A 23,899-nucleotide genomic window follows, 5' to 3' on the forward strand; every position below is an offset into this window, starting at 1 on the left:
TTGTCACAGTGTGCAACGAATGCCGGTCACGGTTTGTTCCCGTCTTGCTCCGCGACCAGTCTCCGCCGGACTGAGCCCCGATCCTAGCGCCGCGCCCAAGGGCTTCGGTGCGCGACGCGGGGAGCCACGGTAATCTGGCGCGGTGCAGACCCCGACCGCCAAGCAGACCCACTCGCGCGACTACGAGGCCAAGAACCTCCTGGTTCTCGAAGGACTCGAGGCCGTGCGCAAGCGCCCGGCCATGTACATCGGCTCGACGGACACGCGCGGCCTCATGCACTGCCTCTGGGAGATCATCGACAACGCGGTCGACGAGGCACTGTCCGGCTTCGGCACCCGCATCGCGGTCTCGCTCAACCACGACGGTTCCATCACCGTCGTCGACAAGGCACGCGGCATCCCGGTGGACACCGAGCCGCGCACCGGGCTGAGCGGCGTGGAGGTGGTCTTCACCAAGCTGCACGCCGGAGGCAAGTTCGGGAACTCGTCCTACAACGCCACCGGCGGCCTGCACGGCGTGGGCGCCTCCGTGGTCAACGCGCTCAGCTCGCGGCTCGACGTCGAGGTCGACCGGGACGGCGCCACCTGGGCGATGAGTTTCCGCCGCGGCACCCCCGGCGTCTTCGACGGCGAGGGCCCGGACGCACCCTTCACCCCCGGCGGCGGGCTGCGGAAGGTGGGCCGCGTCCGCAGCAGGGCGGTCACCGGAACGCGGGTCACCTACTGGCCGGACCGGCAGATCTTCCTCACCGATGCGCAGCTGTCGGTGACGCAGCTGCACGACAGGGCCCGCCAGACGTCCTTCCTGGTGCCCGGGCTCGAGCTTGAGGTGACCGACGCGCGCGGCGACGAGGCGGCCACCGAGTCCTTCCTGCACGAGGGCGGCATCGCCGAGTTCGCCGACTTTCTGGCCGCGGATGCGCCGCTGACCGACATCATCCGGCTGCAGGGCACCGACTCGTTCGTCGAGACCGTTCCGATGCTCGACGACGCCGGCGCCATGACCGCGACCGACGTCGAGCGGCAGCTCGAGGTCGACATCGCGGTGCGCTGGGGAACCGGTTACGACACAGTCGTGCGCAGTTTCGTCAACATCATCGCCACCCCCAAGGGCGGCACGCACGTCACGGGCTTCGAGCGCGGCCTGACCAAGGCCATCGTGAAGTCCTTCGAGGGCACCCGCGGCCTGCTCAAGGCCGGCGAGGAGGTCATCAAGGAGGACTGCCTCGAGGGCATCACGGCCGTGGTGACCGTCCGGCTGGCCGAGCCCCAGTTCGAGGGCCAGACGAAGGAGGTGCTGGGCACGCCCCCCGTCCGCGCGATCGTCGCGCGTATCGTCGAGTCCGAGCTGACGGCCTTCATGAACGCCCCGAAGACGAAGGCGGTGGCGCGCCAGCTGCAGGAGAAGGTCGTCGGCGCCGCGCGCACCCGCGTGCAGGCCCGCAACCACAAGGAGAACCAGCGCCGCAAGAACGCGCTGGAGAGCTCCACGCTGCCTCCGAAGCTCAAGGACTGCCGCTCCAACAACGTCGACCTGACCGAGCTGTTCATCGTCGAGGGCGACTCCGCACTCGGGACGGCCAACGTCGCACGGGACTCCGAGCACCAGGCGCTGCTGCCCATCCGCGGCAAGATCCTCAACGTGCAGAAGGCCTCCGTCGGCGACATGTTGAAGAACGCCGAGTGCGCCGCGATCATCCAGGTGGTCGGCGCCGGATCCGGCCGCACGTTCGACGTGGACAACGCGCGCTACGGCAAGATCATCTTCATGGCCGACGCCGACTCCGACGGCGCGCACATCCGCTGCCTGCTTGCCACCCTGTTCTTCCGCTACATGCGGCCGATGGTGGAGGCCGGGCGCGTCTACTCCGCCGTCCCGCCGCTGCACCGCTTCGAGCTGACGAACCCACGCAAGGGCCAGGAGAAGTACATCTACACGTACTCGGACGCCGAGTACCAGCGCAAGTTGGCCGAGCTGACGAGGCGGGGCACCAGGTTCAAGGAGCCGCAGCGCTACAAGGGCCTCGGCGAGATGGACGCGCACCAGCTGGCCGACACCACGATGAGCCCGAAGCATCGCACGCTCAGGCGGCTGACCGTCGACGACGCGCTCGCGGCGGAGCGGGTCTTCGAGATGCTGATGGGCAACGACGTCGCCCCCCGCAAGGAGTTCATCATCGAGGGCGCCTACCAGCTGGACGCCGAGCGGATCGACGCCTGAGCACCGACGCTCGATCAGCCCATAGGCCCCCGGCACCCGTGTAGACGGGTGCCGGGGGCCTATGGCGGTCGTGGTGGTCGACGGTCAGTCCTCGACGAGGATCACCGACAGGTGGCGGGGCCCGTGGACACCCTCGACACGGCTGAGCTCGATATCCGAGGTCGCTGAGCCGCCGGAGAGCCAGGTCACCGGGCTACCTGCCCGGATGGCCGGCGCCAGGCGGGCGATGCCCTCGGGCACGTCGCTGACGACCTGATCGGCCCGGATCACGCAGATGTGACGGTCCGGCAGCAGGGACAGGGCGCGGCGGCCCTGGCCGACTCCGTGGTCGAGCGCGATCGTGCCGGAGTCGGCCATGCCGACGGCGGTGGTCGTCAGCACGGCGTCGATCGTGTTGAGCTGGGCGTGCGTGAGCTGCGGCTCGTCGCCGTGTGTCACGATGCCCGCCGCCTCGACCGCCGCGATCCACTCGGTCGGCAGCCCGGCGGGGAGCACGACGCTCGTCGTGTCGAGGGCCTGCATGGCCTCCACGATGGTGGCGGGCACCGCGTCGGCCTTCACGCGACGCACGGCCGCCTTGTAGTCCTCGACCTTCTCGACGAAGTCCTCGAGCACGTCGGGCGTGGCCAGGGGCTGGCCATAGGCCCAGTCGACGGGTACGTCCCTGTCCGGGTCCTTCTCGGTCACGTCGGCGGTGGCTCGGCGGACCCGGGCCAGCACCTCATCGCGGGCGCTCATCGCTGCCCTCCTTCGCGGTTCTTCTTCCACCACTGGCGGAAGTTCTGGGTGGGCAGCGGCTCCAGGTCGCGGCCCTTCAACCATTCCTTGGCGATAGGGATCGGGCCCATGGGGCCCAGCCACTTGCCGCGGAAGACGCGGCCTCCGATGCGCTCGCCCGCCTGGACGGTCGCCAGGTGGCTGCCGTCGGCCATCACCCAGCCGGCGCCCTTCATGATCCCCTGCTCGACCGTGGGGTGCTTGGCCGTCTTGTACTCGACGACCTTGTGGCGCAGGTGCACGAGGATGTCGGTGAACGGGATCCGCACGGGGCACACCTCGTTGCAGGCACCGCACAGCGACGACGCGAAGGGGAGCGCGCGGTCGCGCTCGTCCTCCATGCCGCGCAGCTGCGGGCCGAGGATCGCGCCGATCGGGCCGGGGTACGGGTTGCCGTAGGCGTGGCCGCCGACGCGCTCGTACACCGGGCAGATGTTGAGGCACGCGGAGCACCGGATGCAGCGCAGCGCGGCGCGGCCCTCGGGGTCGCTCAGCACGTTGCTGCGGCCGTTGTCGAGCAGGATCACATGCAGGTCCTGAGGACCGTCGCCCTCGGTGACGCCCGTCCACATGGAGGTGTACGGGTTCATCCGCTCGCCGGTCGAGCTGCGGGGCAGCAGCTTGAGGAAGACCTCCAGGTCCTCCAGGGTGGGGACGAGCTTCTCGATGCCGACGACCGAGACGAGCGTCTCGGGCAGCGTCAGGCACATGCGGCCGTTGCCCTCGGACTCGACGATCACCAGGGTGCCGGTCTCGGCGACGATGAAGTTGCCGCCGGACACGGCCATCTTCGCGCGGAGGAACTTCTCGCGAAGGTGGACGCGGGCCGCGGCGGCGAGCTCCTCCGGGTTGTTCGAGATGCCCTCGGGGGCGGGGGTGCCGTACAGGCCCATCTCGCGGGTGAAGATGTCCTGCACCTCGTCACGGTTGCGGTGGATCGCGGGGACGAGGATGTGGCTCGGCAGGTCGTGGCCCAGCTGGACAATCAGCTCGGCCAGGTCGGTCTCCCAGGCCGCGATGCCCTCGGCCTCGAGGGCCTCGTTGAGGTCGATCTCCTGCGTGACCATCGACTTGATCTTGACGACCTCGTCGACGCCCTTCGCCTTGGCGATCTCGGCGACGATCTGGTTGGCGTCGGCGGCGTCGCGGGCCCAGTGGACCGTGATGCCCGCCTTCGTCATGGCCTCCTCGGCCTGCACGAGGTACTCGTCCAGGTGCCGACCGACGCGGTCCTTGATCTGGGCGCCCGCGGTGCGAAGCTCCTCCCAGTTGGGGACCTCGGAGGCGCGCACGACGCGCTTGGCCCGGATGGTAGTCGTGGCGTGCCGCAGGTTCCTGCGCTGCGTCTCGTTGGCGAGCTCGCCGGGGGCGGCCTTGGGGAAGGCCGGGATGCCGAGCCAGGAGCCGGGCTCCGGCGTGCGGCGGGTGGGTGTGGCGGTCATCGCGCGTCCTCCTTCGTGGCTGCCAGGATCTCGACCAGGTGGATCGGGGTGATGTGCTGGCCGTTGCGGTGGGCCACGCCGCCGATGTTCATCAGGCAGGCGTGGTCGCCGCCGGTGATGTACTCGGCGCCGGTGGACACGGCGTTGTTGGCCTTGTCCGTGGCCATCGCGATGGAGACGTCCGAGTTCTTGACCGAGAAGGTGCCGCCGAACCCGCAGCAAGACCTCGCGTCGGGGAGGTCGACCAGCTCGATCCCCTCGACCGCGCTCAGCAGCCGCTCTGGCCGGTCACCCACGCGGGTGATGCGCAGGCCGTGGCACGAGGGGTGGTAGGTCACCTTGTGCGGGAAGTAGGCGCCGACGTCGGTCACGCCGAGCACGTCGACGATGAACTCGGTGAGCTCGTAGGTGCGCGCCGCGACGGCGCCGGCCTCCTTCTCGAGGCCGGCGTCGCCGGCGTGGCGGGCCAGCATCGTGTGCTGGTCCCGCACGGACCCCACACAGGAGCCCGAGGGGGCGACGATGTAGTCGTACTCGCCGAAGGTCTCGACAAAGTTACGCACCGTCGGGACCGCCTCGTCGAAGTAGCCCGTGTTCGTCATGATCTGACCGCAGCAGGTCTGCTTCGCGGGGTACTCCACCCGGCAGCCGAGCCGCTCGAGCAGCTTGACCGTCGCGATGGGCACGCTCGGCTTGACAGTGTCGGTGATGCAGGTGGCGAACAGGGCCACCTTGGCTCCGGTGAGGGGTGCCATGGTTTACTCCTTTACTTGACTCAGCGGACCGGGAGCATCCAGGAGAGCACCGGGGTGGACTGCAGTCCGATGAGGATGCACAGCACCAGGAGCAGCCCGAGGCTCCAGAGGACGACCTTGCGGAAGAGCAGCGACTCGGCGCCGACCAGGCCGACGGCGGAGCAGGCGATGGCCAGGTTCTGGGGGGAGATCATCTTGCCGACCACGCCGCCGGAGGTGTTGGCGGCCACGAGGAGGTACTCGTCGACGCCGATCTTGTTGGCCGTGGTCTGCTGCAGGGTGGCGAACAGCGCGTTGGCCGAGGTGTCCGAGCCCGTGACCGCGGTGCCGATCCAGCCGAGGATCGGTGAGAGGAACGCGAACGCGGCGCCGATGCCGGCGACCCAGTAGCCGATGGTGGTGGTCTGGCCGGACAGGTTCATCACGTAGGCCAGGGCGAGCACGGAGGCGATGGTGAGTGCCGACCAGCGCATCTTGTGCATGACGGCCCACAGCTCGCCGACCATGTTCTTGAAGGAGACGCGGTAGATGATGCCGACCAGGATGGCCGTGATGACCAGCAGGGTGCCGGGGCTCGACAGCCAGCCGAAGGTGTAGATCGCCGAGGTCGACGGCTCGCCGTCCTTCAGGAGGTTGCCGTAGAGGCCGGGCCAGTGGATCTTGAGGTCCGTGCTGGCGAGGAAGGCCTTGACGGGGCCGACGAGCTTGGCGACGGTGAAGATCAGGATGACCAGCAGGTAGGGGACCAGGGCCATGAAGATACGACCAGTGGTGAGGGCGCCCGCGGGGGCGTGCCCCACGTGCGCGGGCTCGACAGCGTCGGCGACCTTGGAGTTCTCCCGCTCCACCGCCATGCGCTGCAGCGCCTCGGCACCGCCCTGCGGCTTCCAGAAGCGGAGGAACACGACGCCGACGGCCAGTGCGGTCAGCGAGGCGACGATGTCGGTCAGCTCGGTGGAGAAGTAGGTGGCCGACAGCCACTGGGCGATCGCGAAGGAGACGCCGATCACGACGGCGGCCGGCCAGGTCTGCTTCAGGCCCTTCTTGCCGTCGGCGAGCAGCACGAGCAGGCAGGGGACGAACAGCGCGAGCACCGGGGACTGGTGGCCGACGTAGGCGCCGATGGTGTGGTAATCGAGGCCGGTCAGACCGCCGGCGGTGATGATCGGGGTGCCGACGGCGCCGAAGGCGACGGGGGCGGTGTTGGCCAGCAGGACGACCATGGCGGCGCGGACGGGGGAGAAGCCGATCGACATCAGCATGACGCCGGTGATGGCGACGGGTGCGCCGAAGCCGGCAAGGGCCTCCATCAGGCCGCCGAAGCAGAAGGCGATCAGGATCGCGAGGATGCGCGGATCATCGGAGATGAGGCCGAAGGTGGCTCGCAGATCCTCGAAGCGGCCGCTGACGACGGTCACCTGATACAGCCAGATGGCGGTCAGCACGATCCAGGTGATGGGGAACAGGCCGTAGACGGCACCCTCTGCGCCCGACAGGAGTGCGAGACCCACGGGCATGTTGAAAGCGGCCACGGCCACGATGATTGCGGTCAGCAGCGAGGCGAGGCCGGCCCAGTGGGCCTTCCACTTCAGGCCGCCGAGGGTGAGGAACATCACCACGAGTGGCAGGAGCGCCACCAGGGCCGACAGCGCCAGGCTCCCGAGAGGCGCTAGTTCAGGTTGGTACATGTAAGGACTCCGTTGTCGAAAACGTCAGTTCACCGGCCGTCGTTGGCCTGCCGCACCAAGATAACAGGCGACTTCCATCTGGTCAGACCAGCCCCGACATAATTGTTCCAAATCTCCCGGATTGCCGTCACAATGAGTTCCATGACAGTGAGTGTCGGCGGTTTTGAATCCGCCCTTGACTATCTGACGGGGGAGATCCTGGAGGGCAACGTGGCCCCGGGGGAACGCCTCCCCAATGAGCGTGAGCTCGCTTCGCAGCTCGGTGCGAGCCGGTCCGCGGTGCGCGAGGCGATCAAGGTTCTGCAGGCTCAGGGCGTAGTCACGTCACAGACGGGGCCGCGAGGGGGCACGCGGGTGGCAACCGGCCAGGGCGTCGCGCTCGCTCGCGTGCTGCGCCTCCACGTCGCTCTGGGGGCCATCTCGTTCGACGAGGTGACGTCGACGCGCGTGGTTCTCGAGCGGGCCGCGGCCGAGGCGGCGGCCCACTCCATTGACGACGACGGCGTCAGATTACTGCAGGAGATTGTTGCGGAAATGCAATCCACGGAAGGCGTGGAGGAGTTCAATGAGCTCGACACCCGCTTCCATGTCACCATCGCGCTCCTTGGCGCGAACCGCCTTGTCCGCGACCTGACCATCGCGATCCGGGAGGCGGTGGAGGCACGCATCCTCGAGGGGGAACGCGAGAGCGACTGGGAGCCTCTGCGGACCCGTCTCAACGAGGAACATGCGGGCATCCTTGAGGCGCTGAGGATGCGGGACGGCCGACTGGCGACCGAGCGCTGTGAGGCCCACATCCGCGGGGCTCACCGGGCGATCTTCGGCTGAGCCGGTTCAGATGACCTGACGGAGCAGGCCGCTGTCGACGTCGTAGACGAAGCCTCCGACCTCGGCTTCGCCGCGGATCAGGGGGTGGCTGCGGACCCGGTCGACGTCCTCGTGGAGCCGGCCCATCTGGTCCGGGTTCGCGCCGAAGTCGATCCAGCTGGTGTCCTCCCCGGTGCGCTCGGCGATCCGACGGCGGATGTCGGCGTCGGTGCCGGAGGCCATGGCGCAGCGGGTGTGCGGCACGATCATGATGCGCGTGACCTGCAGTAGCTGGACGCTCAGCACGCATCCGGTCAGCGTCGAGGTGGTGACGCGACTGCCCGGCGTCCGCAGGATCTTGGCGTCTCCCAGGTGCAGGCCGAGCATCGCGAGCGGCTCGATGCGTGAATCCATGCAGGTGACCATGGCCACGCCTGCCTTGGCGACGCCGTCGAAGAATCCGTCGTGGAAATCGGCGGCGTAGCGCTCGTTTGCCTCAAGCAGGTCGTCAAAGGCCATGGTGAGCTCCTGTCAGTGGTCCTAGAACAGGGACTCTACCGCCGACTCGCCGTCCCCGTTGGCGTCATCTCGGCCGGCCGGGGCCGCCGCTGCCTGGTCGCCGATGCGCCCGGCGATCATCGTCACGGGCTGGGCCAGCGCGACGCCTGAGCCGTCGCGGCGGGGGTCGACGGCGGGCAGGTCGACGGCCGAGCCGCTGGCGGCCGCGGCCACCAGCGGGCGCGGCCCGATGGCCGCGATCAGCAGCGCCCCCTCGCCCTTCAGGAACCGGTGGCAGCGCACGCCACCCGTGGCCCTGCCCTTCGCCGGGTACTCGGCGAGGGGGGTGACCTTCGCAGTCCCGGCCTCGGTGCCCGGCAGGGCGTCCGCGGAGCCGGAGACCGTCACGACGTCGTCCAGATCCGGGTGTGTGGTGCCGAACCAGATGACCTTCGCCTTGGCGGCGAGCTTGATGCCCGCGACGCCGCCGCCGGCGCGGCCCTGCGGGCGCACTGCGGAGGCGGGGAAGTGCAGGAGCTGGGCGTCGCTGGTGACGAAGGCCAGATCGGCGGCCTCGTCGTCGGCCATCGCGCCGACGACCTCGTCTCCGTCCTCGAGCCTGATGACGTCCCAGGCATCCTTCGCAAGGACCTCGTTGTTGACGCGCTTGACCACGCCGAGGCGGGTGCCGAGCACGAGGCCGGGCGCGTCCTCGGTGAGCGGCACGAGCCCCAGCGGGCGCTCGTTCTTCGCCAGCGGCCACAGCTCGTGCGCCAGGCTGCCGCCCTGCAGGGACGGCGCGGTGGCGGTCAGCGGGACGGTCGGCAGCTCGATCGCGCGGCAGCGGATCAGACGCCCGAGGTTGGTGACGACGCCGAACTCTGCCTGGGCCGTGGTGCGGCAGCTGGCCACCACGACGTCATGCCGGGACCGGCCGGACGTGGGCAGCGGGTCGGCGGAGTCGGTGCGCGCGACGAGTCCCGTGCCGCTGAGCAGGACCCAGCAGGGGTCGTCTGGCACCTCGAGTGGGCCGACCGCGGTGGCCGGGGCCCCGCCGGAGGCCAGCAGGATGGTGCGGCGCGGGGTGCCGAACTGCCTGGAGACCTGGGTCAGCTCGTCGCCGACGACCCGGTGCAGCACGGACTCGTCGTCCAGGATCAGGCGCAGGGAGGCGATGGTGGTCGAGAGCTCCTCGGCCTCCTTCTCCAGTTCGATCGTCGAGTAGCGGGTCAGCCTGCGCAGCTGCATGTCGAGGATGTAGTTCGCCTGGATCTCTGTCAGGTCGAAGGCGCCCATCAGGCGCTCGCGCGCCTCGCCGGCGTCGGCGGAGCTGCGGATGATCGCGATGACGTCGTCGATGTCGGCGATGGCCGTGATGAGGCCACGCACGAGGTGCAGCCGGTCCTCGGCCCGGGTCAGCTGGTGGCGGGTTCGCCGGGTGGTGACCTCGATGCGGTGCGCCAGGTAGACCTCGAGCATCTCTTTGAGCGGCATGGTGCGCGGCTGACCCTCGACGAGCGCGACCGCGTTGATGGCGAAGGTGTCCTCGAGTTTGGTCGCCCGGTAGAGCTGCTGCAGCAATGCCTCCGGGTTGATGCCGTTCTTGACCTCGATGATCAGCCGGGTCCCGTGCTTGAGGTCGGTAAGGTCCTTGACGTCGGCGATGCCCGTGAGCTTCTTGTCATCGACGCCCTTCTTGATCTGCTCGATGATCTTCTCCGGACCGACCATGTACGGCAGCTCGGTGACGATGATGCCCATCCGGCGCGGGGACACCTTCTCGATGCGCGTGGTGGCGCGGATCCGGAAGCTGCCCCGGCCCGTCGCGTAGGCGTCGCGGATGCCGTCGAGCCCGACGATCTTGCCTCCCGTCGGGAAGTCGGGGCCGGGGATGTGGCGCATGAGAGCGTCGAGGTCGATGCCCGGGTCCTTCAGCAGCTGCTTCAGGGCCGCCACCACCTCGATGAGGTTGTGGGGTGCGATGTTGGTCGCCATGCCCACCGCGATGCCGGTGGCGCCGTTGACCAGCAGGTTGGGGAAGGCCGCGGGCAGGACGGCCGGTTCGGACTCCTTGCCGTCGTAGTTCGGCTTGAAGTCGACGGTGTCCTGGTCGATGCCCGCTGTCATGGCCAGTGCCGCGGGTCCCATCCGGCACTCGGTGTAGCGCATGGCGGCCGGGCCGGCGTCGAGCGAGCCGAAGTTGCCGTGCCCGTCGACCAGCGGGAGCCGCATCGCCCACGGCTGACCCATGCGCACCAGCGCATCGTAGATGGCCACGTCGCCGTGTGGGTGGAGAAGGCCCATGACCTGGCCCACGACGCGGGCGCACTTGACGTGGCCCCGGTCGGGGCGGATCCCCATCTCGTCCATCGAGAAGAGGATGCGCCGCTGCACAGGTTTGAGGCCGTCACGGGCGTCCGGGAGTGCCCGGGAGTAGATCACCGAGTAGGCGTACTCGAGGAAGCTGGCCTCCATCTCGGCCGTGACGTCGACGTCGAGGATATTCTCCTCTTCGAGGGCGTCATCGTCGATCGTGGGCTTCGCCATGCGAGCGGCCTCCTGGTGTCGGTTCAGTTGACGGGTGCGAGGGTGAGGATATCGCGCCGTCAGAGGATCTCGGCCAGCTGGTCGGCGAGGCCGTCCCCGTCGGGTGCCCGGACCTCGGGTGCCGTCTCCGGCTCCCATTGCTTGTCCGAATCGGGGACCTCCATCGGCAGGCCGTGCGCCAGGGCGTGCTCGCCGGGAGTGAGCTGGCGGATGGCGCGCGCCCGGACATGGCGGGGCTGCAGCGCCGCGAACTCCGCGTAGAGGTCCGGATCGCGCTGGCCGTCGTCGCCGACGAGCAGCCAGGCAATGTCGGGAAAGTCCCGCGCGAGCTCGCGCAGGCAGCGGCGTTTGTGGTCTACGCCGCTGCGGAACCACCCCGTGTTGGTGGGTCCCCAGTCGGTCAGCAGCATCGCCCCGGCAGGGATGCCGTGGCGGGCGATGAAGCGCGAGATCATGGGGTAGGTGTTCCAGGCGCCGGTGGAGACGTAGATGATGGGCGAGCCCGGGTTCTCGGCGAGAAGCCTCTGATACATGCGCGCCATGCCCGGAACGGCCTGCCGGGCCTGCTCGGTCAGGATCAGCGAGTTCCAGGCGGCGATGAAGAGCCGCGGCAGCCAGGTGGACAGGATCGTGTCGTCGATGTCGCTGACGATGCCGAAGGTGACGTCGTCCCCGATGACCTGCACCCGCGCCGTGGCGCTCGCATCGCCGGCGACGAGCTGGACGTCGTGCCAGCCGGGCCCGAGCCCGGGGTTGACGATGCGCACATCAATGTAGCCGCCGCGGTCCGCGGTGACGGGGAAGTGCGTGTCGCCGATGACGACGGTCACCTTCGCACCGACCTTCGCGGCGTTCATGAAGTTGCGCCAGCCCCGGCGCCACAGCAGGGCGTTGGCAGCCTGGACGATGCCGAGTTCCTGCGACGGGCGCAGCACGACGCGGGCCAGGATGCGCAGCTGCTCGCTGGTCCCGTAGCCGATGAACGGGATGATCGACTCCTGCCATCCGCGCCGCTCGAGGGCGCGGCCGAGCAGCCCGTTGAAGCGGTCCTCGACACGGGCGGCGATGAAGGGTCGCGATGCCATGGCTCCTAACCTAGTCCAGCCGCGACATGACATGATGGACCGGTGACCCGACCCGACCAGTCCCAGCTGCCCGCTGATCTTGCCGCTGAGATCGCGCAGAGCGGCTTCTATCCGAACCTCGTCGCCGAGTCGGTCGAACTGGGACTCGGCGGCCGCGAGGTCCTCGACCACCTCGTGCAGCACGAGGCGACGTTCGCCGGCCGCGAGCTGCACCGTCACATCACCGTCCTGGTCCGCACCGCGACGCAGCTCCTGCTCGTCCACATCGACGAGGGGGAGGGGACCCGCGAGGAGGCCCTTGCCACGACCGAGGTCGTCGCGCTGCGGGCGATCGACTCGGTCGTGCTCACCCGCTCGCTGACCGACCCGGAGAACCTCACTGGGCTGAACGAGGCGTGGCTGTCGATCGTGTGGGGTGCCGCCCGGCGCGTCGACCTCGGCCCCGCCGCCTGCGAGGACCCGAGCTGCGAGGCCGACCACGGCTACACCGGAGTCATCCAGCCCGACGACATCACGGTGCGGATGAGTCCCCAGGCCGACGGTGACAACGCCCGCAAGCTGATCGGATTCGGGCTGAGACTGCAGGGGGCGATCGGCTGATGGGCGGCTCCTTCATCGAGCCCCGCTACGCCGACCACGCGCTCGTCAACGTCCTGGGAAGCGTCCAGGCTCGGATCACGGGCGCCCACCCCGTGCTGCAGCTTCCGCACGCCTCGCGATACGTGGTGCTGCTCGTCGACGGTCTCGGGTGGCACCAGCTCGCCGCGTTCGCCGACCATGCGGAGACGATGGGCACCCTGCAGGCAAGGGCCGACCGGCTCACGTGTTCGGTGCCGTCGACCACCGCGACCTCGCTGACCTCGCTGGGCTGCGGGGCGCCGCCGGGAGAGCACGGCGTCGTGGGCTACAGCTTCCGCGAGCCGAGCGTGGACCGCGTCATCAACGCGCTGACCTGGGAGGGCGGGCCGGCCGACGTCGACGCGTTCGCCTCCGTGCCGACCGTCTTCCAGCAGCTGGCGGCCGAGGGCATCGGCTCCGCGACCGTCACCCTCGACAGGTTCTCCGGCAGCGCGCTCACGCGCCTCGCCTTCCGCGGCGCCACGCCGGTCCCCGTCACGCGGGAGGGCGACGTCGAGCACGTCGCCGGCCGCATCACCGAGGCGCTGCGGAGCGCCCGGCTGGTGTACGCCTACGAGCGGATGCTCGACCACGACGGCCACGGGTTCGGCGTCGGGTCCTGGCAGTGGCTCGACAGGCTCGGCGCCGTCGACGACCTCGTGGACCATCTGATCGGGCAGCTGCCCGACGACGTCTGCCTGCTCGTCACGGGCGACCACGGCATGATCAACGTGCCGGAGAGCTCCCGCATCGTGCTGGAGGACGAACCGAGGCTCGTCGGGCACGACGCGGTGGGTGGCGAGCCGCGTTTCCGCCACGTCTACGGCGACGACGCGCGCGCCCTGGCGGTTGCCTGGCGCTCGTGTCTCGGCGAGCGCGCCCAGGTGCTGCTGCGCGACGAGGCCATCGAGGCAGGCTGGTTCGGGCCGCTGGTCCGCGACCGTAGCCAGGCCCGCATCGGCGACGTCGTGGCGGCGATGACCGAGGACCACGCGGTGATGAGCCGGGCCACCCCCAAGGAGTTCGGCCTGGTCGGGATGCACGGGTCGCTGACCCGGGACGAGATGGAGGTCCCGCTCCTGGTGGCAGGTGGCGTTTCGTGAGTGGGCTGCGGATCGCGCTCATGATCGACGACTTCTTCCCGTCCTCCGGTGGCATCGGACGGTCGGTGCAGACCCAGATCGAGGAACTGACGGCACTGGGCCACCACGTGTCGCTGATCGCCCCCGACCGGCACCTGCAGAAGCCGCGGCTGGCCAGGGTCATCGAGTGCCCGACGATGTACATCGAGGGCCTGCCCGCGCACCTCAGTATCCTGCACTGCAGCGCCCGCCGGGCGCGGCTGATCACGGACATCGCGGCGTTCGACGTCGTCCACAGCCAGACCGAGCGCGGCGCGCTGATCCTCGGCGCGCGCATCGCACGCCTCCAGGACATCCCGCACCTGCACACCTTCCACGCCAACATCGCCGGCACGCACCGCGCCATCAAAGCCGCGGTGTTGGGCACCTGGAGCTATCAGGCGCTCGTCCTCCCGCTCCTGCGCCGGGCCGCGCCCCTGGAGATCGTCCCACCGACCAGGCTGCCGTCAGCCAGACACGAGACAGGGGGCTTCTTCGCCCGCACCGACTGGCGTTCCTTCGCGCGCATCGCGCAGCGCGTGGACGCCTACGCCGTGCCCAGCCCGTTCATGCGTGGCCTGATCGACGAGGCGGCCGGCCAACCCCTGCCCAGCTACGTGGTCCCCACCGGCTACAACCGCGACCTGCTCGCCGCCGTCGGGAGGGCCCGCCGAGAGAGGGTCGACGGCCGCGTGCGGTTCCTGTCCATCGGCCGGCTTGCCAAGGAGAAGCGCCTCGACGTGCTCGTGCGGGCCTTCCGACGCGCCGATCTGCCGGGCGCCGAACTGGTCATCGTCGGAGACGGCGACCAGCGGGACCTGCTCAGACGGCTCGCGAAGGGCGCGGACAACATCGACTTCCGCGGCCATCTCTCCAGCCTGGACGCGATCGCCTACGAGCTCGTCAACGCCGACGCGCTGGCTCTCGCCTCCCACCGCTTCGACTCCCAGGGGCTCGTGATCGCCGAGGCCGTGTCTGCGGGCCTGCCGGTCATGTACTGCGACGACCGGCTCACGGTGGGTCTGTCGCCCGACAGCGCGCTGCTGACCGGCCCGGACGTGGCCTCGATGGCGTCAGGGTTCCGGGTGCTGATGGACCCGGCCCGACGCCGGTCGATGGCCGAGGCGTCGACCTTGTTGCTGCCGGATCTCGCGCCGGAGCGCACAGCGGAGAAGTACGCGCAGGCGTATCAGGATCTCATCTCACGAAGGGAGCCACGTGGCTGAGCTCGTCTTCCACACCGGCCCGATGGACTGCGGCAAGTCGACACTTGCCCTGCAGCTCGACTACACGCAGTCGAGCCACGGCCGCCGAGGCCGTGTCTTCACGTCGCAGGACCGTTCGGGCAGCGGCGTCATCACGTCGCGGCTCGGGCTCAAGGTCGCCGCGCTGGAGGTGGATGCGGAGTTCGACTTCTGGCGATACGTGATCGGTGAGCTGACCCAGGCGCGCCGCGTCGACTACATCGTGTGCGACGAGGCCCAGTTCTACACCCCCGAGCAGGTCGACCAGTTGGCCCGGATCGTCGACGAGCTCCAGCTGGACGTGTACGCGTTCGGCATCCTCGCGGACTTCCGCACGCACCTGTTCCCCGGATCGCAGCGGCTTGTCGAACTCGCGGACCGGATGGAGACGCTGCCGATCGGACCGCTCTGCTGGTGCGGCGCGCGGGGTACGCACAACGCGCGCACCGTGGGCGGCCTGATGGTCACCGAGGGGACCCAGGTGGTGGTGGGGGACACGGTCGCGGGGTCCGAGGTCCGCTACGAGGTGCTCTGCAGGGCGCACCACCGCCGCCGGATGACCGCGGTGCGTGCCAAGGCGACCCTGAACCCGGAGCCCCTGCCGTTCGATCCGGAGAACTTCTAGCTCAGCTGGTCGGCCCGCCGAACATGATCTCGTCCCAGCTCGGGACCGAGGCGCGGCGCTTGCGGGGGCGTGGGGCCTTCTTCGGCTCGTCGCTGTCCACGAGGGCCTCCTGCGTCGGCTCCTTGTCTACCTCGACCTGCACCGTCGGCTCGTCGGCCTCCGGGTCGTGTCCCGGTGCCGCCTCCTCATCGGGCTCCGGCCGGGCGGCGGGCTCGGACCCCGGTGCCGGGGCCTCCTCCTCGTCGTCGCCGACGGGGTCGAGGATCCCGGTGTAGATCCGCACCGAGTCCTCGCTGATCCCACTCAGCATGTCGTAGAGCCGGTCGAGCTGCGAGGTGTCCTCGTTGCCGTCCAGCATCAGCTCCGAGCTCGGCACCTCGTCGCCGGGCGGTTCCGGCTGGGTGACGGCACGCACGAGGGCGAGCTCGTCGTGGAAATCGACGGTGATCTCCTCCTCGGGCCTCGACCCGGCGCGGGACTCCTCGCCGATCATCCAGCGGGCATCCTCGTTGTCGGCGATCGAGAACCGCGCCTTCGGATCGAAGATGAACTCGGCAGAGCGTGACTCTGGTTCCGGGTCGGCCTGCAGGCGGGCGGCGACACGCCACTTGAGATCCACCTGACGCCAGGCGTCCCACGTGACGGCCTCCGGGTCGATGCCCCGGGACAGGAGGCGCTGTGTGATCAGCTCACCGAGCTTGCGGTGCGAGCCGGTCTCGCCGCGGCGGCGGACCGTCGCTGCCTGCGCGGCGCCCGCGATGTGCTCCCGTTCGGCGAGGACGGGCCCTGCGAAGGCCTCGATGCGGGCGGCGTCCATGCCCGACTCCTCGGCGACATCGGCTACCGAGGCGCCCGAGCGGATCCTGGTCTGGATCTCGCGGGGGGTCAGAGCGTTGTCCATGGTTCCTCGTCGGTGGTGATGCTGTGGGTGAGCACAACCTACCAGCGCGGGGCGACCGCGTGCGTCTGCCTCTCCGGGCGCCCCCGTTTGGCCGCCGGAAGCTCGCGCGGCACGGTTGGTGCCAGGCTGCCTGTTGAACTCGACCGGGGATGTGGTACACATATCCGCGTCGCGGCGAAGGAAAGGAAACACACTGGATGGCTACCGACTACGATGCACCTCGCAAGACCGACGAGGAGATGAGCGAGGACTCGCTCGAGGAACTGAAGTCGCGCCGCAACGACAAGAACTCCGGCAAGGTGGACGAGGACGAGGTTGAAGCGGCCGAGTCCTTCGAGCTTCCCGGGGCGGACCTCTCCCATGAGGAGCTGACGGTCCGGGTTCTCCCGCGCCAGGCGAACGAGTTCACCTGTGCCTCGTGCTTCCTCGTGAAGTCGACGAGCCAGCTGGCCGAGACCCGGGGCGGCAAGCAGTACTGCGTGGACTGCGTCTGAGCGACGATCCGACACATGAGACCGGCGGGGCACCTCAGGGTACCCCGCCGATTCCATGCTCGCTGCGTCAGATGTCCAGCTTGTTGCGCAGCTTGCCGGGCGACGCGTGGTTGAAGTTGCGTACCCAGCGGCGCTGGACGAAACGGTTCATGGTCAGTTGCGCGATCCCCACGCCGAGGCCACTCGCGACGGCCCAGATGAGTGCCTGGGTCAGAGGCGTGTCGGGGTCGTTGGGGTCCGGAGGAGTATCGCCGGTGGAGGCGACCCACACCTGCGTCACGACCTTCTGCGCCACGATGGTCGTCACGGCCCCGAGGGCACCGGCGTAGACCTTCCACATCAGCTTCTCTGTCATCGCCATGGGGGCTCCTCTCACGCGTCTTCGATCCGCGTCCCATTATGCACAGAAGGCTAGGCTGGCTACGTGACGTACTCTGAAAGACTCCACGCCCCTTGGACGTGGTGGCTGGTGGGCCTCGGATTCGAGGTGTGTATCGCGGTGGCGGTGCTCGCCTACCTTCCGCTGCCTGCCGGCATCGCCGTCTGCGCCCTCTTCCTGGTGGCGGTCATCGCGGGGATCCTGGCCTACGGGGGCATCGTGGTGAGGGTCGACGAGAGCGGCCTCAGCGTCGGCCGGTACCGTCTCGAGTCGCGCTACATCGCCGCGGCAGAGCCCTACGAGGGGGAGGCGGCCCGGGAGGCGCTCGGCCCCGCTGCCGACCCTCGTGCCTTCCTGTTCACGCGACCCTTCATCACCGACGTCGTTCGCATCGATCTCGACGACGTCGCGGATCCGCACCCCTACTGGCTGGTCAGCACGCGCCGACCGAAGGACCTGGCAGCCGCTCTGCGGGCCCTGCCCGCGAAGGAGGTGACCGTGCGATGAGGATCGAGATCGTCGCCGACGACGCGTCCCGCCCGACCTACGCCCGTCCGGGAGACGCCGGCGCTGACCTGCGCGCCACCGAGGACATCGAGCTGGCCCCCGGCGAGCGCCGCCTCGTCGGGACCGGCGTACGGATCGCCATCCCCGAGGGCCACGTGGGACTCGTCACGCCCCGCTCAGGGCTGGCCGCCCGCGTCGGCCTGAGCATCGTCAACTCGCCCGGCGTCATCGACTCGGGTTACCGCGGCGAGATCAAGGTGTGTCTGGTCAACCTGGACCCTCAGACCCCTGTCTCGCTCGCTGCGGGGGACCGGGTCGCACAGCTGCTCATCATGCCGTTCGTGACCGCCGACTTCGTGCCCACCGACACCCTCGATGACACACAACGGGGGCAGGGTGGTTATGGTTCTACGGGCGGTTTCACCCGCCCTGACGAAGACGTGAAGGACATGCAGTGATTTTCGGACGCAGGAAGCGCGCAGCCACCGAGACCCTCGACCAGCTCGACGAGGTCCTCGCCGACGAGGAGGGGGCGACGGTCGAGGCGGAGGGGGAGACCCCGCCCAGCCAGGCCGACGACGCGTTGGCAAGGGCTGAGAAGCAGGCCAGCGAGTGGGACGCCGCCTTCGGCCGGGACGAGGGCCCGTTCGACGTCGAGGAGGTCGATCTGGAGGCGGACGCCGACGAGGTGACCCGCATCGACTTCGGCTCGCTGATCGTCACGCCCTTCGAGGGCATGACGATGCAGCTGCAGATGAACCGTCAGACCGAGGCCGTGCAGGCCATCCTCGTCGGGGACGGGGAGTCGGCCCTGGAGCTGTCCGTCTTCGCAGGCCCTGCCCGCACCTCGCTCGCCCCCGAGGTCCGCAGCGACATCATCGCCGCCACCGCCCGGCAGAAGGGCCGGGTCCAGCTCGCCGAGGGACCCTTCGGCGCCGAACTGCGCCGGATGCTCCCGGTGACCGACGCGGAGGGCAAGCAGGGCATGCACGTGTCGCGGACCTGGCTCGTGCCCGGCCCCGGCTGGCTGCTGCGCGGCGTCGTCATGGGCAGGGCCACGCTGGAGACGACCAACGAGGATGCCCAGCTCAAGCTCACCGAGTTCTTCAGCAACGTTGTGGTGCGGCGCGACGGCCGGCCCCAGGCGCCCGGCAGCCTGCTGCCGCTCGTCGTCCCTCAGAAGCCCACCGAGGACTGAGCGATGCCTGAGAAGACCTTCTCCGAGAAGGTGCGTCGGGCCTTCGCGCCCGCGGAGGAACTGGAGGCCGAGGAGCTGCGGGAGCAGGCCGCCGACTGCGGCGCCCAGCAGCTCACCGGCTGCGCCCCTCGCTCGAACGTCACGATCCGGGGCACCGTGGTCTCCGTCACCTCCGACGCCGACAACGGGTGGCTCGAGGCCGAGGTCACCGATGGCACCGCGAAGGTGCGGCTCGTCTGGATGGGGCGCAGCCGCATCGAGTGCTTGCTGCCCGGCCGTAACGTGCTGGTCCACGGCCGGCTGGCGGTCGACCACAAGGCCTATGTGATCTACAACCCGGACTTCGAGATCGTCCCCTGAGCCGAGTCGGCTCAGCCCTCAGGACCCTCGTTGGCGAGCATCTCCGCCAGGTCGGCCTCCGCGTCCTGCGTGACGATGAAGAGCATCTCGTCCTCACCCTCGAATGCGCGGTCTCGCTCCGGGGTGAGCGGTGCCCCGTCGCGGATGATCGCGACCAGCACCGCGTCGCCGGGGAAGGATACGTCCCGTACCCGACGCCCGACGAGCGTCGAGTCGTCCGGCAGCGTGAACTCCGACAGGTGCGCAGTCGACCTCTTGAACGTCAGCAGGCGGATGAGGTCGCCCGTCGAGACGGCCTCCTCCACCAGCGCTGAGAGCAGCCGCGGAGTGGACACCGAGACGTCGACGCCCCACTGCGCGTCGAACATCCACTCGTTGCCGGGATGGTTCACGCGGCCGACGGTGCGCGGGACTCCGAATTCGGTCTTGGCGAGCAGCGAGAAGACCAGGTTCGACTTGTCGTCACCGGTGGCGGCGATAGCCACGTCGTAGGTGTCGAGCCCGGCCTCCTCCAGGGACTGCAACTCGCAGGCGTCGGCGTGCTGCCAGGTCCCCCCGGGCACCGAGTCCGGCTTGATGGCCGCCGATTCCTTCTCGATCAGCAGGACCTTGTGCCCGTTGGCGATGAGCTCGCGGGCGATGGAACGCCCGACGTTGCCGGCCCCGGCGATTGCGACTCGCATCTTCGACTTCTCCTTGTTACGGCTTCACCGGCGGGTTGGCGAAGAGCGACTCGACATCGTCGGTGCGCTCGACCATGCACGCGACGTAGATGAGGTCGCCGTCCTGGTAGATGGTGTCCCGGTCGGGCACGATGCCGCGACCCACGCGCAGGACGAAGGGGATGGGGCAGTTCGCGTGGTTCGACAGGTCACGGATCCTGTGACCCACCCACCCGCTGTGCACGCGCACCTGCAGGAGCCGGGCGTCGCCGGTGGGATCGCGCCACACCGGCTCGCTGCCTTCGGGAAGCAGCCGACGCAGCACCTGCATCACGGTCCACCGAACGGTCGCGACGGTGGGGATGCCCAGGCGCTCGTAGACGGCGGCGCGGCCCTGGTCGTAGATGCGGGCCACCACGTTCTCCACGTGGTAGATCTCGCGGACGACGCGGGCGGCCAGGATGTTGGAGTTGTCGCCGCTCGACACGGCGGCGAAACCGTCGGCCTTACGGATGCCCGCCGCCTCAAGGACCTCGCGGTCGAAACCGACACCCTTGACCGTCACGCCCTTGAACTCGGGGCCGAGTCGGCGGAAGGCGTCGACGTTCGAATCGATGACCGCGACGCTGTGGCCCCTCTTCTCGAGGCCTGTCGCGAGCATGGCGCCTACCCGCCCACAGCCCATGATGACGATGTGCACGCTGGGTCCTCCTTGGGGTCCAACAGAAGATAGCAGGATCGTCCGTGTCACCGTCGCCGGGCGCCGATAGGGCGGGACCCGACCTGACAACGCACTGCCCAGGGTCTACCGTAACCGGGTGAGTGTTCTCTCGGGCGTCAAGCGCCTCCTTGTCGGGCGTCGTCTCGCGTCCAATCAGATGGGCGAGACCCTGCTCCCAAAGCGCCTCGCGCTTCCCGTGTTCGCATCGGATGCGCTGAGTTCCGTGGCCTATGCCCCCGATGAGATCCTCATCACGCTCTCCCTGGCGGGCATGGCGGGCTTCATGTTCTCGTGGCCCATCGGCCTGATGGTCGGCATCGTCGTCGCCGTGGTGGTGATGTCCTACCGGCAGACCGTCTACGCCTACCCCAACGGCGGTGGCGACTACGAGGTGGCCAAGGAGAACCTGGGCCGCCATGCCGGCCTGACGGTGGCCTCCGCGCTGCTGGTCGACTACGTGCTGACCGTGGCAGTCTCGGTCTCCTCGGGCGTGATCAACGCCAAGGCGATGTTCCCGTTCCTGGAGGGGCACGAGGCATGGACGGCCGTCGGCGTGATCGTGCTGCTGACCATCGTGAACCTCCGCGGCGTGCGGGATTCCGGCGGCGCGTTCGCGATCCCCACCTATGTCTTCATGATCTCGATGCTGCTGATGATCTTCATCGGGCTGTTTCGGATCTTCGTGCTGGGCCACGAGCTGCTTAGCGAGACGGCGAATCTCGAGGTTGTTCGGCCGGACGGCTCCGGTGACCTGGTCGGCTGGGCGCTGATCGCGATCCTGGCACGCGCATTCTCGTCCGGCTGCGCCGCGCTCACGGGCGTCGAGGCCATCAGCAACGGCGTGCCCGCCTTCAAGCCGCCAAAGAGCCGCAACGCGTCGACGGTGCTCGGGGCGCTCGGCCTCATCGCCATCACGATGCTGCTCGGCATCATCGCCCTGGCGAACCTCACGAAGGTGCACCTGATCGACGAGCTGACGGGCACGCACTACATCAACGAGGCGGGTGAGACGATCCACACGGCGGCCACGACCGTCGTCGGTCAGCTCGCCGCCGTAGTGTTCTCCGACTGGTTCCAGCCCGGCTTCTACATCATGGTCGCCGCCACCATGCTGATCCTGTTCCTGGCCGCGAACACCGCCTTCAACGGGTTCCCGGCCCTGGCGTCGATCCTCGCGCGCGACTCCTACCTGCCCGTCCAGCTGCACACACGCGGCGACCGTCTCGCGTTCTCCAACGGCATCCTGATGCTGTCCGTGGCCGCGATCGTCCTGGTGCTCGCGTTCAACGCGTCGGTCACCGCGCTGATCCAGCTGTATGTGGTCGGAGTGTTCATCTCCTTCACCCTCGGCCAGATCGGCATGGTCCGGCACTGGTCGGGGACCCTACGCACCGAGCGTGACCCTGCCGTGCGTCGCCGCCAGCAGCGCTCCCGCGTCATCAATATCGTCGGCGCGACCATGACCGGGGTTGTCCTGATCGTCGTCCTGATCTCCAAGTTCACGCACGGCGCGTACCTCGCGCTCGTCGCAATGGGCCTGATGTACGTGCTGATGCTGGGCATCTCGAACCACTACCGCGCCGTGGCGGAGGAGGTGAAGCTCACGCCGGAGTCGGACAGGGCACTGCCGAGCCGCGTGCGCGCCGTCATTCTGGCGCAGAACGTCAACCTGCCAACCATCAAGGCCATCGCCTTCGCCCGCGCCACGCGCCCCACCACCCTGACCGCGGTGTGCGTAGCGATCGACGACGACCAGGTCGAGACGATCCTGGACGAGTGGGAGGCCGAGGACTTCGGCATCCCGCTCAAGGTCATCGCGTCCCCCTACCGGGAGGTCACGGGACCGTTCATCAAGTTCGTCAGTCAGCTGCGCACCGAGAACCCGCGTGACGTCGTGAGCGTGTTCATCCCCGAATACGTCGTCGGGCACTGGTGGGAGCAGGTGCTCCACAACCAGACGGCGCTCATGATCCGCACGCGCCTGCACTTCATGCAGGGCGTCATGGTCACGTCCGTGCCCTACCAGCTGGAGAGCTCCGACCGCCGCCGTGACCGCGCGCGGACGCTCACCGAGAACCAGGTGCGCCGGTGACCGTGGAGCTTCAGCTCGAGCGCGTCGCCCACGGCGGCTTCGTCGTCGGGCGGGCCGACGGCAAGGTCGTGTTCACCGTCGGCGGTCTGCCGGGCGAGCGCGTGATCGTCGACATCACGGAACGGGGCTCGCGCTTCGACCGCGGACAGGTCACCCGGGTGCTCGAGCCGGCTGCAGGCCGGGTCTGCGAGGGCTGGCCCGTGCCACCAGAGTGCGTCGGGACCGACTGGTTCTACGCGGACCGGGACACGCAGCTCGAGCTGAAGACGGCCGTCGTCGCCGAGCAGCTGCGGCGGCTGGCCGGACTCGAGTGGGACGGGCAGGTCGAGGCCGCCCCGGGCGGCCTGACGCACTGGCGCACCCGCATGCGCTACGCGATCGACGACGTTGGCCGGGTCGGGCTGCGCGCCCACCGTTCGCACCAGGTCGTCGCGCTGCCGCCCGAGGGATCGGTGCTCGCCGTGCCGCACCCGCTCGATCCCGTCGCCGAGGTCGGACGCCCCGGCGACGAGGTGATCGTCGCGATCTCCGACGACGGGCTCACCTGCTCCGGGCCCCGTCGCACCACCGGCCCCGATCCGGTGCACCAGAGCGTGCTGGGTCGCACCTTCGAGGTGTCCGCACGCGGCTTCTGGCAGGTGCACACACATGCGGCCGAGCAGCTCGGCAGCGTGGTGCTCGACGCGCTGGACCCGCAGCCGGGGGAGCGGGCACTCGATTTGTACTGCGGCGTGGGACTGTTCGCCGGCGCCCTGGCGGACCGGGGCTGCGAGGTGATGGGGCTGGAGTACGGCCGCGACGCGGTGGCCCACGCCCGGCGCAACGTGCCGGAGGGGCAGTTCCACGTCACCGACCTGAACCGCGGCGTCCGCGACATCCCCACCGATGCGGACCTCGTGGTACTCGACCCGCCCCGCAAGGGGGCCGGCGCGCGCGTGGTGAGGGCCGTCGCGGAGGCCGGCCCGCGGGCCGTCGCCTATGTCGCCTGCGACCCCGCGGCGCTGGCCCGCGACCTGGCGACCTTCGAGGCCGCCGGCTACCGCCCCGACTGGATCCGCGGCTTCGACCTGTTCCCCCTGACGCACCACGTCGAGTGCGTCGCCCTGCTGACCCGCCCCTGACCTGGCCAACCCCCTCCGCGACGCCAACGAAAAATC

General features: G+C 69.3%; 24 protein-coding genes. 13 read left to right on the forward strand and 11 right to left on the reverse strand.

What is annotated here, in order from left to right:
* The first annotated feature begins 142 nt into the window (after positions 1–142).
* Positions 143–2,221, forward strand: a complete 2,079-nt coding sequence (locus tag QH948_RS06380; protein WP_281146000.1) for a DNA gyrase/topoisomerase IV subunit B — start codon at positions 143–145, stop codon at positions 2,219–2,221.
* A gap of 84 nt (positions 2,222–2,305) precedes the next feature.
* On the opposite strand, the gene QH948_RS06385 is transcribed toward QH948_RS06380, so the two are convergent.
* From QH948_RS06385 to QH948_RS06400, 4 genes are read right to left on the reverse strand one after another with little or no spacing between them, the layout of a single operon-like run.
* On the reverse strand, positions 2,306–2,959 hold the full coding sequence (locus QH948_RS06385; protein WP_281146001.1) for a LutC/YkgG family protein: 654 nt from the start codon (positions 2,957–2,959) through the stop codon (positions 2,306–2,308).
* Positions 2,956–4,440, reverse strand: a complete 1,485-nt coding sequence (locus tag QH948_RS06390; RefSeq protein WP_281146002.1) for a LutB/LldF family L-lactate oxidation iron-sulfur protein — start codon at positions 4,438–4,440, stop codon at positions 2,956–2,958. The genes QH948_RS06385 and QH948_RS06390 overlap by 4 nt, the downstream gene beginning before the upstream one ends.
* Positions 4,437–5,195, reverse strand: coding sequence for a (Fe-S)-binding protein (locus QH948_RS06395; RefSeq protein ID WP_281146003.1), 759 nt, complete (start codon positions 5,193–5,195; stop codon positions 4,437–4,439). The genes QH948_RS06390 and QH948_RS06395 overlap by 4 nt, the downstream gene beginning before the upstream one ends.
* 20 nt (positions 5,196–5,215) lie before the next feature.
* On the reverse strand, positions 5,216–6,883 hold the full coding sequence (locus QH948_RS06400) for an L-lactate permease (RefSeq protein ID WP_219079884.1): 1,668 nt from the start codon (positions 6,881–6,883) through the stop codon (positions 5,216–5,218).
* Positions 6,884–7,024: 141 nt separating this feature from the next.
* Here QH948_RS06400 and QH948_RS06405 point away from each other — a divergent pair, with 141 nt between their 5' ends.
* Positions 7,025–7,711, forward strand: a complete 687-nt coding sequence (locus QH948_RS06405) for a FadR/GntR family transcriptional regulator (RefSeq protein WP_281146004.1) — start codon at positions 7,025–7,027, stop codon at positions 7,709–7,711.
* A 6-nt stretch (positions 7,712–7,717) separates the two neighbouring features.
* Here QH948_RS06405 and QH948_RS06410 read toward each other — a convergent pair whose 3' ends face one another.
* Genes QH948_RS06410 through QH948_RS06420 form a run of 3 tightly spaced genes read right to left on the reverse strand, consistent with a single transcriptional unit; the run spans position 7,718 to position 11,820 of the window.
* Entirely contained in the window at positions 7,718–8,209 is a 492-nt protein-coding gene (locus QH948_RS06410) for a beta-class carbonic anhydrase (protein WP_281146005.1), read from the reverse strand.
* A 21-nt stretch (positions 8,210–8,230) separates the two neighbouring features.
* Positions 8,231–10,735: a DNA gyrase/topoisomerase IV subunit A gene (locus QH948_RS06415; protein WP_281146006.1), complete on the reverse strand. Its 2,505-nt coding sequence runs from the start codon at positions 10,733–10,735 to the stop codon at positions 8,231–8,233.
* Positions 10,736–10,794: 59 nt separating this feature from the next.
* Positions 10,795–11,820 carry an App1 family protein phosphatidate phosphatase gene (locus tag QH948_RS06420; RefSeq protein ID WP_281146007.1) on the reverse strand — a complete coding sequence of 342 codons (1,026 nt, stop codon included), beginning with the start codon at positions 11,818–11,820 and terminating at the stop codon, positions 10,795–10,797.
* Positions 11,821–11,862: 42 nt separating this feature from the next.
* Between QH948_RS06420 and QH948_RS06425 the strand changes: the two genes are divergently transcribed.
* Genes QH948_RS06425 through QH948_RS06440 form a run of 4 tightly spaced genes read left to right on the forward strand, consistent with a single transcriptional unit; the run spans position 11,863 to position 15,428 of the window.
* On the forward strand, positions 11,863–12,420 hold the full coding sequence (locus QH948_RS06425; protein ID WP_281146008.1) for a DUF5998 family protein: 558 nt from the start codon (positions 11,863–11,865) through the stop codon (positions 12,418–12,420).
* Complete coding sequence (locus QH948_RS06430; protein ID WP_281146009.1) at positions 12,420–13,541, forward strand: alkaline phosphatase family protein; 1,122 nt, start codon at positions 12,420–12,422, stop codon at positions 13,539–13,541. The genes QH948_RS06425 and QH948_RS06430 overlap by 1 nt, the downstream gene beginning before the upstream one ends.
* On the forward strand, positions 13,538–14,785 hold the full coding sequence (locus QH948_RS06435; RefSeq protein WP_281146010.1) for a glycosyltransferase: 1,248 nt from the start codon (positions 13,538–13,540) through the stop codon (positions 14,783–14,785). Before QH948_RS06430 ends, QH948_RS06435 begins: the two co-directional genes overlap by 4 nt.
* Positions 14,778–15,428 (forward strand): thymidine kinase, encoded by a 651-nt coding sequence (locus tag QH948_RS06440; protein WP_281146011.1) that lies wholly within the window; start codon positions 14,778–14,780, stop codon positions 15,426–15,428. The genes QH948_RS06435 and QH948_RS06440 overlap by 8 nt, the downstream gene beginning before the upstream one ends.
* Before the next feature lies 1 nt (position 15,429).
* Here QH948_RS06440 and sepH read toward each other — a convergent pair whose 3' ends face one another.
* Complete coding sequence (gene sepH, locus QH948_RS06445; protein WP_281146012.1) at positions 15,430–16,329, reverse strand: septation protein SepH; 900 nt, start codon at positions 16,327–16,329, stop codon at positions 15,430–15,432.
* A 197-nt stretch (positions 16,330–16,526) separates the two neighbouring features.
* On the opposite strand from sepH, the gene QH948_RS06450 reads away from it, so the two are divergent.
* Positions 16,527–16,823, forward strand: coding sequence for a DUF4193 domain-containing protein (locus tag QH948_RS06450; protein WP_219079865.1), 297 nt, complete (start codon positions 16,527–16,529; stop codon positions 16,821–16,823).
* A gap of 67 nt (positions 16,824–16,890) precedes the next feature.
* On the opposite strand, the gene QH948_RS06455 is transcribed toward QH948_RS06450, so the two are convergent.
* Positions 16,891–17,184 (reverse strand): DUF4235 domain-containing protein, encoded by a 294-nt coding sequence (locus QH948_RS06455; protein ID WP_281146013.1) that lies wholly within the window; start codon positions 17,182–17,184, stop codon positions 16,891–16,893.
* 63 nt (positions 17,185–17,247) lie between these two features.
* Here QH948_RS06455 and QH948_RS06460 point away from each other — a divergent pair, with 63 nt between their 5' ends.
* From QH948_RS06460 to QH948_RS06475, 4 genes are read left to right on the forward strand one after another with little or no spacing between them, the layout of a single operon-like run.
* A complete protein-coding gene (locus tag QH948_RS06460) occupies positions 17,248–17,709 on the forward strand; it encodes a DUF3093 domain-containing protein (RefSeq protein ID WP_281146015.1) in 462 nt (153 codons plus the stop codon).
* Positions 17,706–18,167, forward strand: a complete 462-nt coding sequence (gene dut / locus QH948_RS06465; RefSeq protein WP_281146016.1) for a dUTP diphosphatase — start codon at positions 17,706–17,708, stop codon at positions 18,165–18,167. Before QH948_RS06460 ends, dut begins: the two co-directional genes overlap by 4 nt.
* Complete coding sequence (locus QH948_RS06470) at positions 18,164–18,907, forward strand: DUF3710 domain-containing protein (RefSeq protein ID WP_281146017.1); 744 nt, start codon at positions 18,164–18,166, stop codon at positions 18,905–18,907. The genes dut and QH948_RS06470 overlap by 4 nt, the downstream gene beginning before the upstream one ends.
* A gap of 3 nt (positions 18,908–18,910) precedes the next feature.
* Entirely contained in the window at positions 18,911–19,267 is a 357-nt protein-coding gene (locus QH948_RS06475; RefSeq protein ID WP_281146018.1) for an OB-fold nucleic acid binding domain-containing protein, read from the forward strand.
* An 11-nt stretch (positions 19,268–19,278) separates the two neighbouring features.
* Here the strand turns inward: QH948_RS06475 and QH948_RS06480 are convergent, their stop codons facing one another.
* Positions 19,279–19,950, reverse strand: a complete 672-nt coding sequence (locus QH948_RS06480; RefSeq protein WP_281146019.1) for a potassium channel family protein — start codon at positions 19,948–19,950, stop codon at positions 19,279–19,281.
* Between the two features lie 16 nt (positions 19,951–19,966).
* Positions 19,967–20,614 carry a potassium channel family protein gene (locus QH948_RS06485; protein ID WP_281146154.1) on the reverse strand — a complete coding sequence of 216 codons (648 nt, stop codon included), beginning with the start codon at positions 20,612–20,614 and terminating at the stop codon, positions 19,967–19,969.
* A gap of 133 nt (positions 20,615–20,747) precedes the next feature.
* On the opposite strand from QH948_RS06485, the gene QH948_RS06490 reads away from it, so the two are divergent.
* Entirely contained in the window at positions 20,748–22,742 is a 1,995-nt protein-coding gene (locus QH948_RS06490) for an APC family permease (RefSeq protein ID WP_438874127.1), read from the forward strand.
* A complete protein-coding gene (locus QH948_RS06495; protein WP_281146020.1) occupies positions 22,739–23,863 on the forward strand; it encodes a class I SAM-dependent RNA methyltransferase in 1,125 nt (374 codons plus the stop codon). Before QH948_RS06490 ends, QH948_RS06495 begins: the two co-directional genes overlap by 4 nt.
* The last annotated feature ends 36 nt before the right edge of the window (positions 23,864–23,899 follow it).

The organism is Tessaracoccus lacteus (genome assembly GCF_029917005.1).
GTDB lineage: Bacteria > Actinomycetota > Actinomycetes > Propionibacteriales > Propionibacteriaceae > Arachnia > Arachnia lactea.

Excerpts from the sequence above, each read along its gene's own strand:
- QH948_RS06385 (WP_281146001.1), bottom strand. The coding sequence starts at position 2,959 with ATGAGCGCCCGCGATGAGGTGCTGGCCCGGGTCCGCCGAGCCACCGCC.
- QH948_RS06390 (WP_281146002.1), bottom strand. The coding sequence starts at position 4,440 with ATGACCGCCACACCCACCCGCCGCACGCCGGAGCCCGGCTCCTGGCTC.
- QH948_RS06395 (WP_281146003.1), bottom strand. The coding sequence starts at position 5,195 with ATGGCACCCCTCACCGGAGCCAAGGTGGCCCTGTTCGCCACCTGCATC.
- QH948_RS06400 (WP_219079884.1), bottom strand. The coding sequence starts at position 6,883 with ATGTACCAACCTGAACTAGCGCCTCTCGGGAGCCTGGCGCTGTCGGCC.
- QH948_RS06405 (WP_281146004.1), top strand. The coding sequence starts at position 7,025 with ATGACAGTGAGTGTCGGCGGTTTTGAATCCGCCCTTGACTATCTGACG.
- QH948_RS06410 (WP_281146005.1), bottom strand. The coding sequence starts at position 8,209 with ATGGCCTTTGACGACCTGCTTGAGGCAAACGAGCGCTACGCCGCCGAT.
- QH948_RS06415 (WP_281146006.1), bottom strand. The coding sequence starts at position 10,735 with ATGGCGAAGCCCACGATCGACGATGACGCCCTCGAAGAGGAGAATATC.
- QH948_RS06420 (WP_281146007.1), bottom strand. The coding sequence starts at position 11,820 with ATGGCATCGCGACCCTTCATCGCCGCCCGTGTCGAGGACCGCTTCAAC.
- QH948_RS06430 (WP_281146009.1), top strand. The coding sequence starts at position 12,420 with ATGGGCGGCTCCTTCATCGAGCCCCGCTACGCCGACCACGCGCTCGTC.
- sepH (WP_281146012.1), bottom strand. The coding sequence starts at position 16,329 with ATGGACAACGCTCTGACCCCCCGCGAGATCCAGACCAGGATCCGCTCG.
- QH948_RS06450 (WP_219079865.1), top strand. The coding sequence starts at position 16,527 with ATGGCTACCGACTACGATGCACCTCGCAAGACCGACGAGGAGATGAGC.
- QH948_RS06455 (WP_281146013.1), bottom strand. The coding sequence starts at position 17,184 with ATGGCGATGACAGAGAAGCTGATGTGGAAGGTCTACGCCGGTGCCCTC.
- dut (WP_281146016.1), top strand. The coding sequence starts at position 17,706 with ATGAGGATCGAGATCGTCGCCGACGACGCGTCCCGCCCGACCTACGCC.
- QH948_RS06475 (WP_281146018.1), top strand. The coding sequence starts at position 18,911 with ATGCCTGAGAAGACCTTCTCCGAGAAGGTGCGTCGGGCCTTCGCGCCC.
- QH948_RS06480 (WP_281146019.1), bottom strand. The coding sequence starts at position 19,950 with ATGCGAGTCGCAATCGCCGGGGCCGGCAACGTCGGGCGTTCCATCGCC.
- QH948_RS06485 (WP_281146154.1), bottom strand. The coding sequence starts at position 20,614 with ATGGGCTGTGGGCGGGTAGGCGCCATGCTCGCGACAGGCCTCGAGAAG.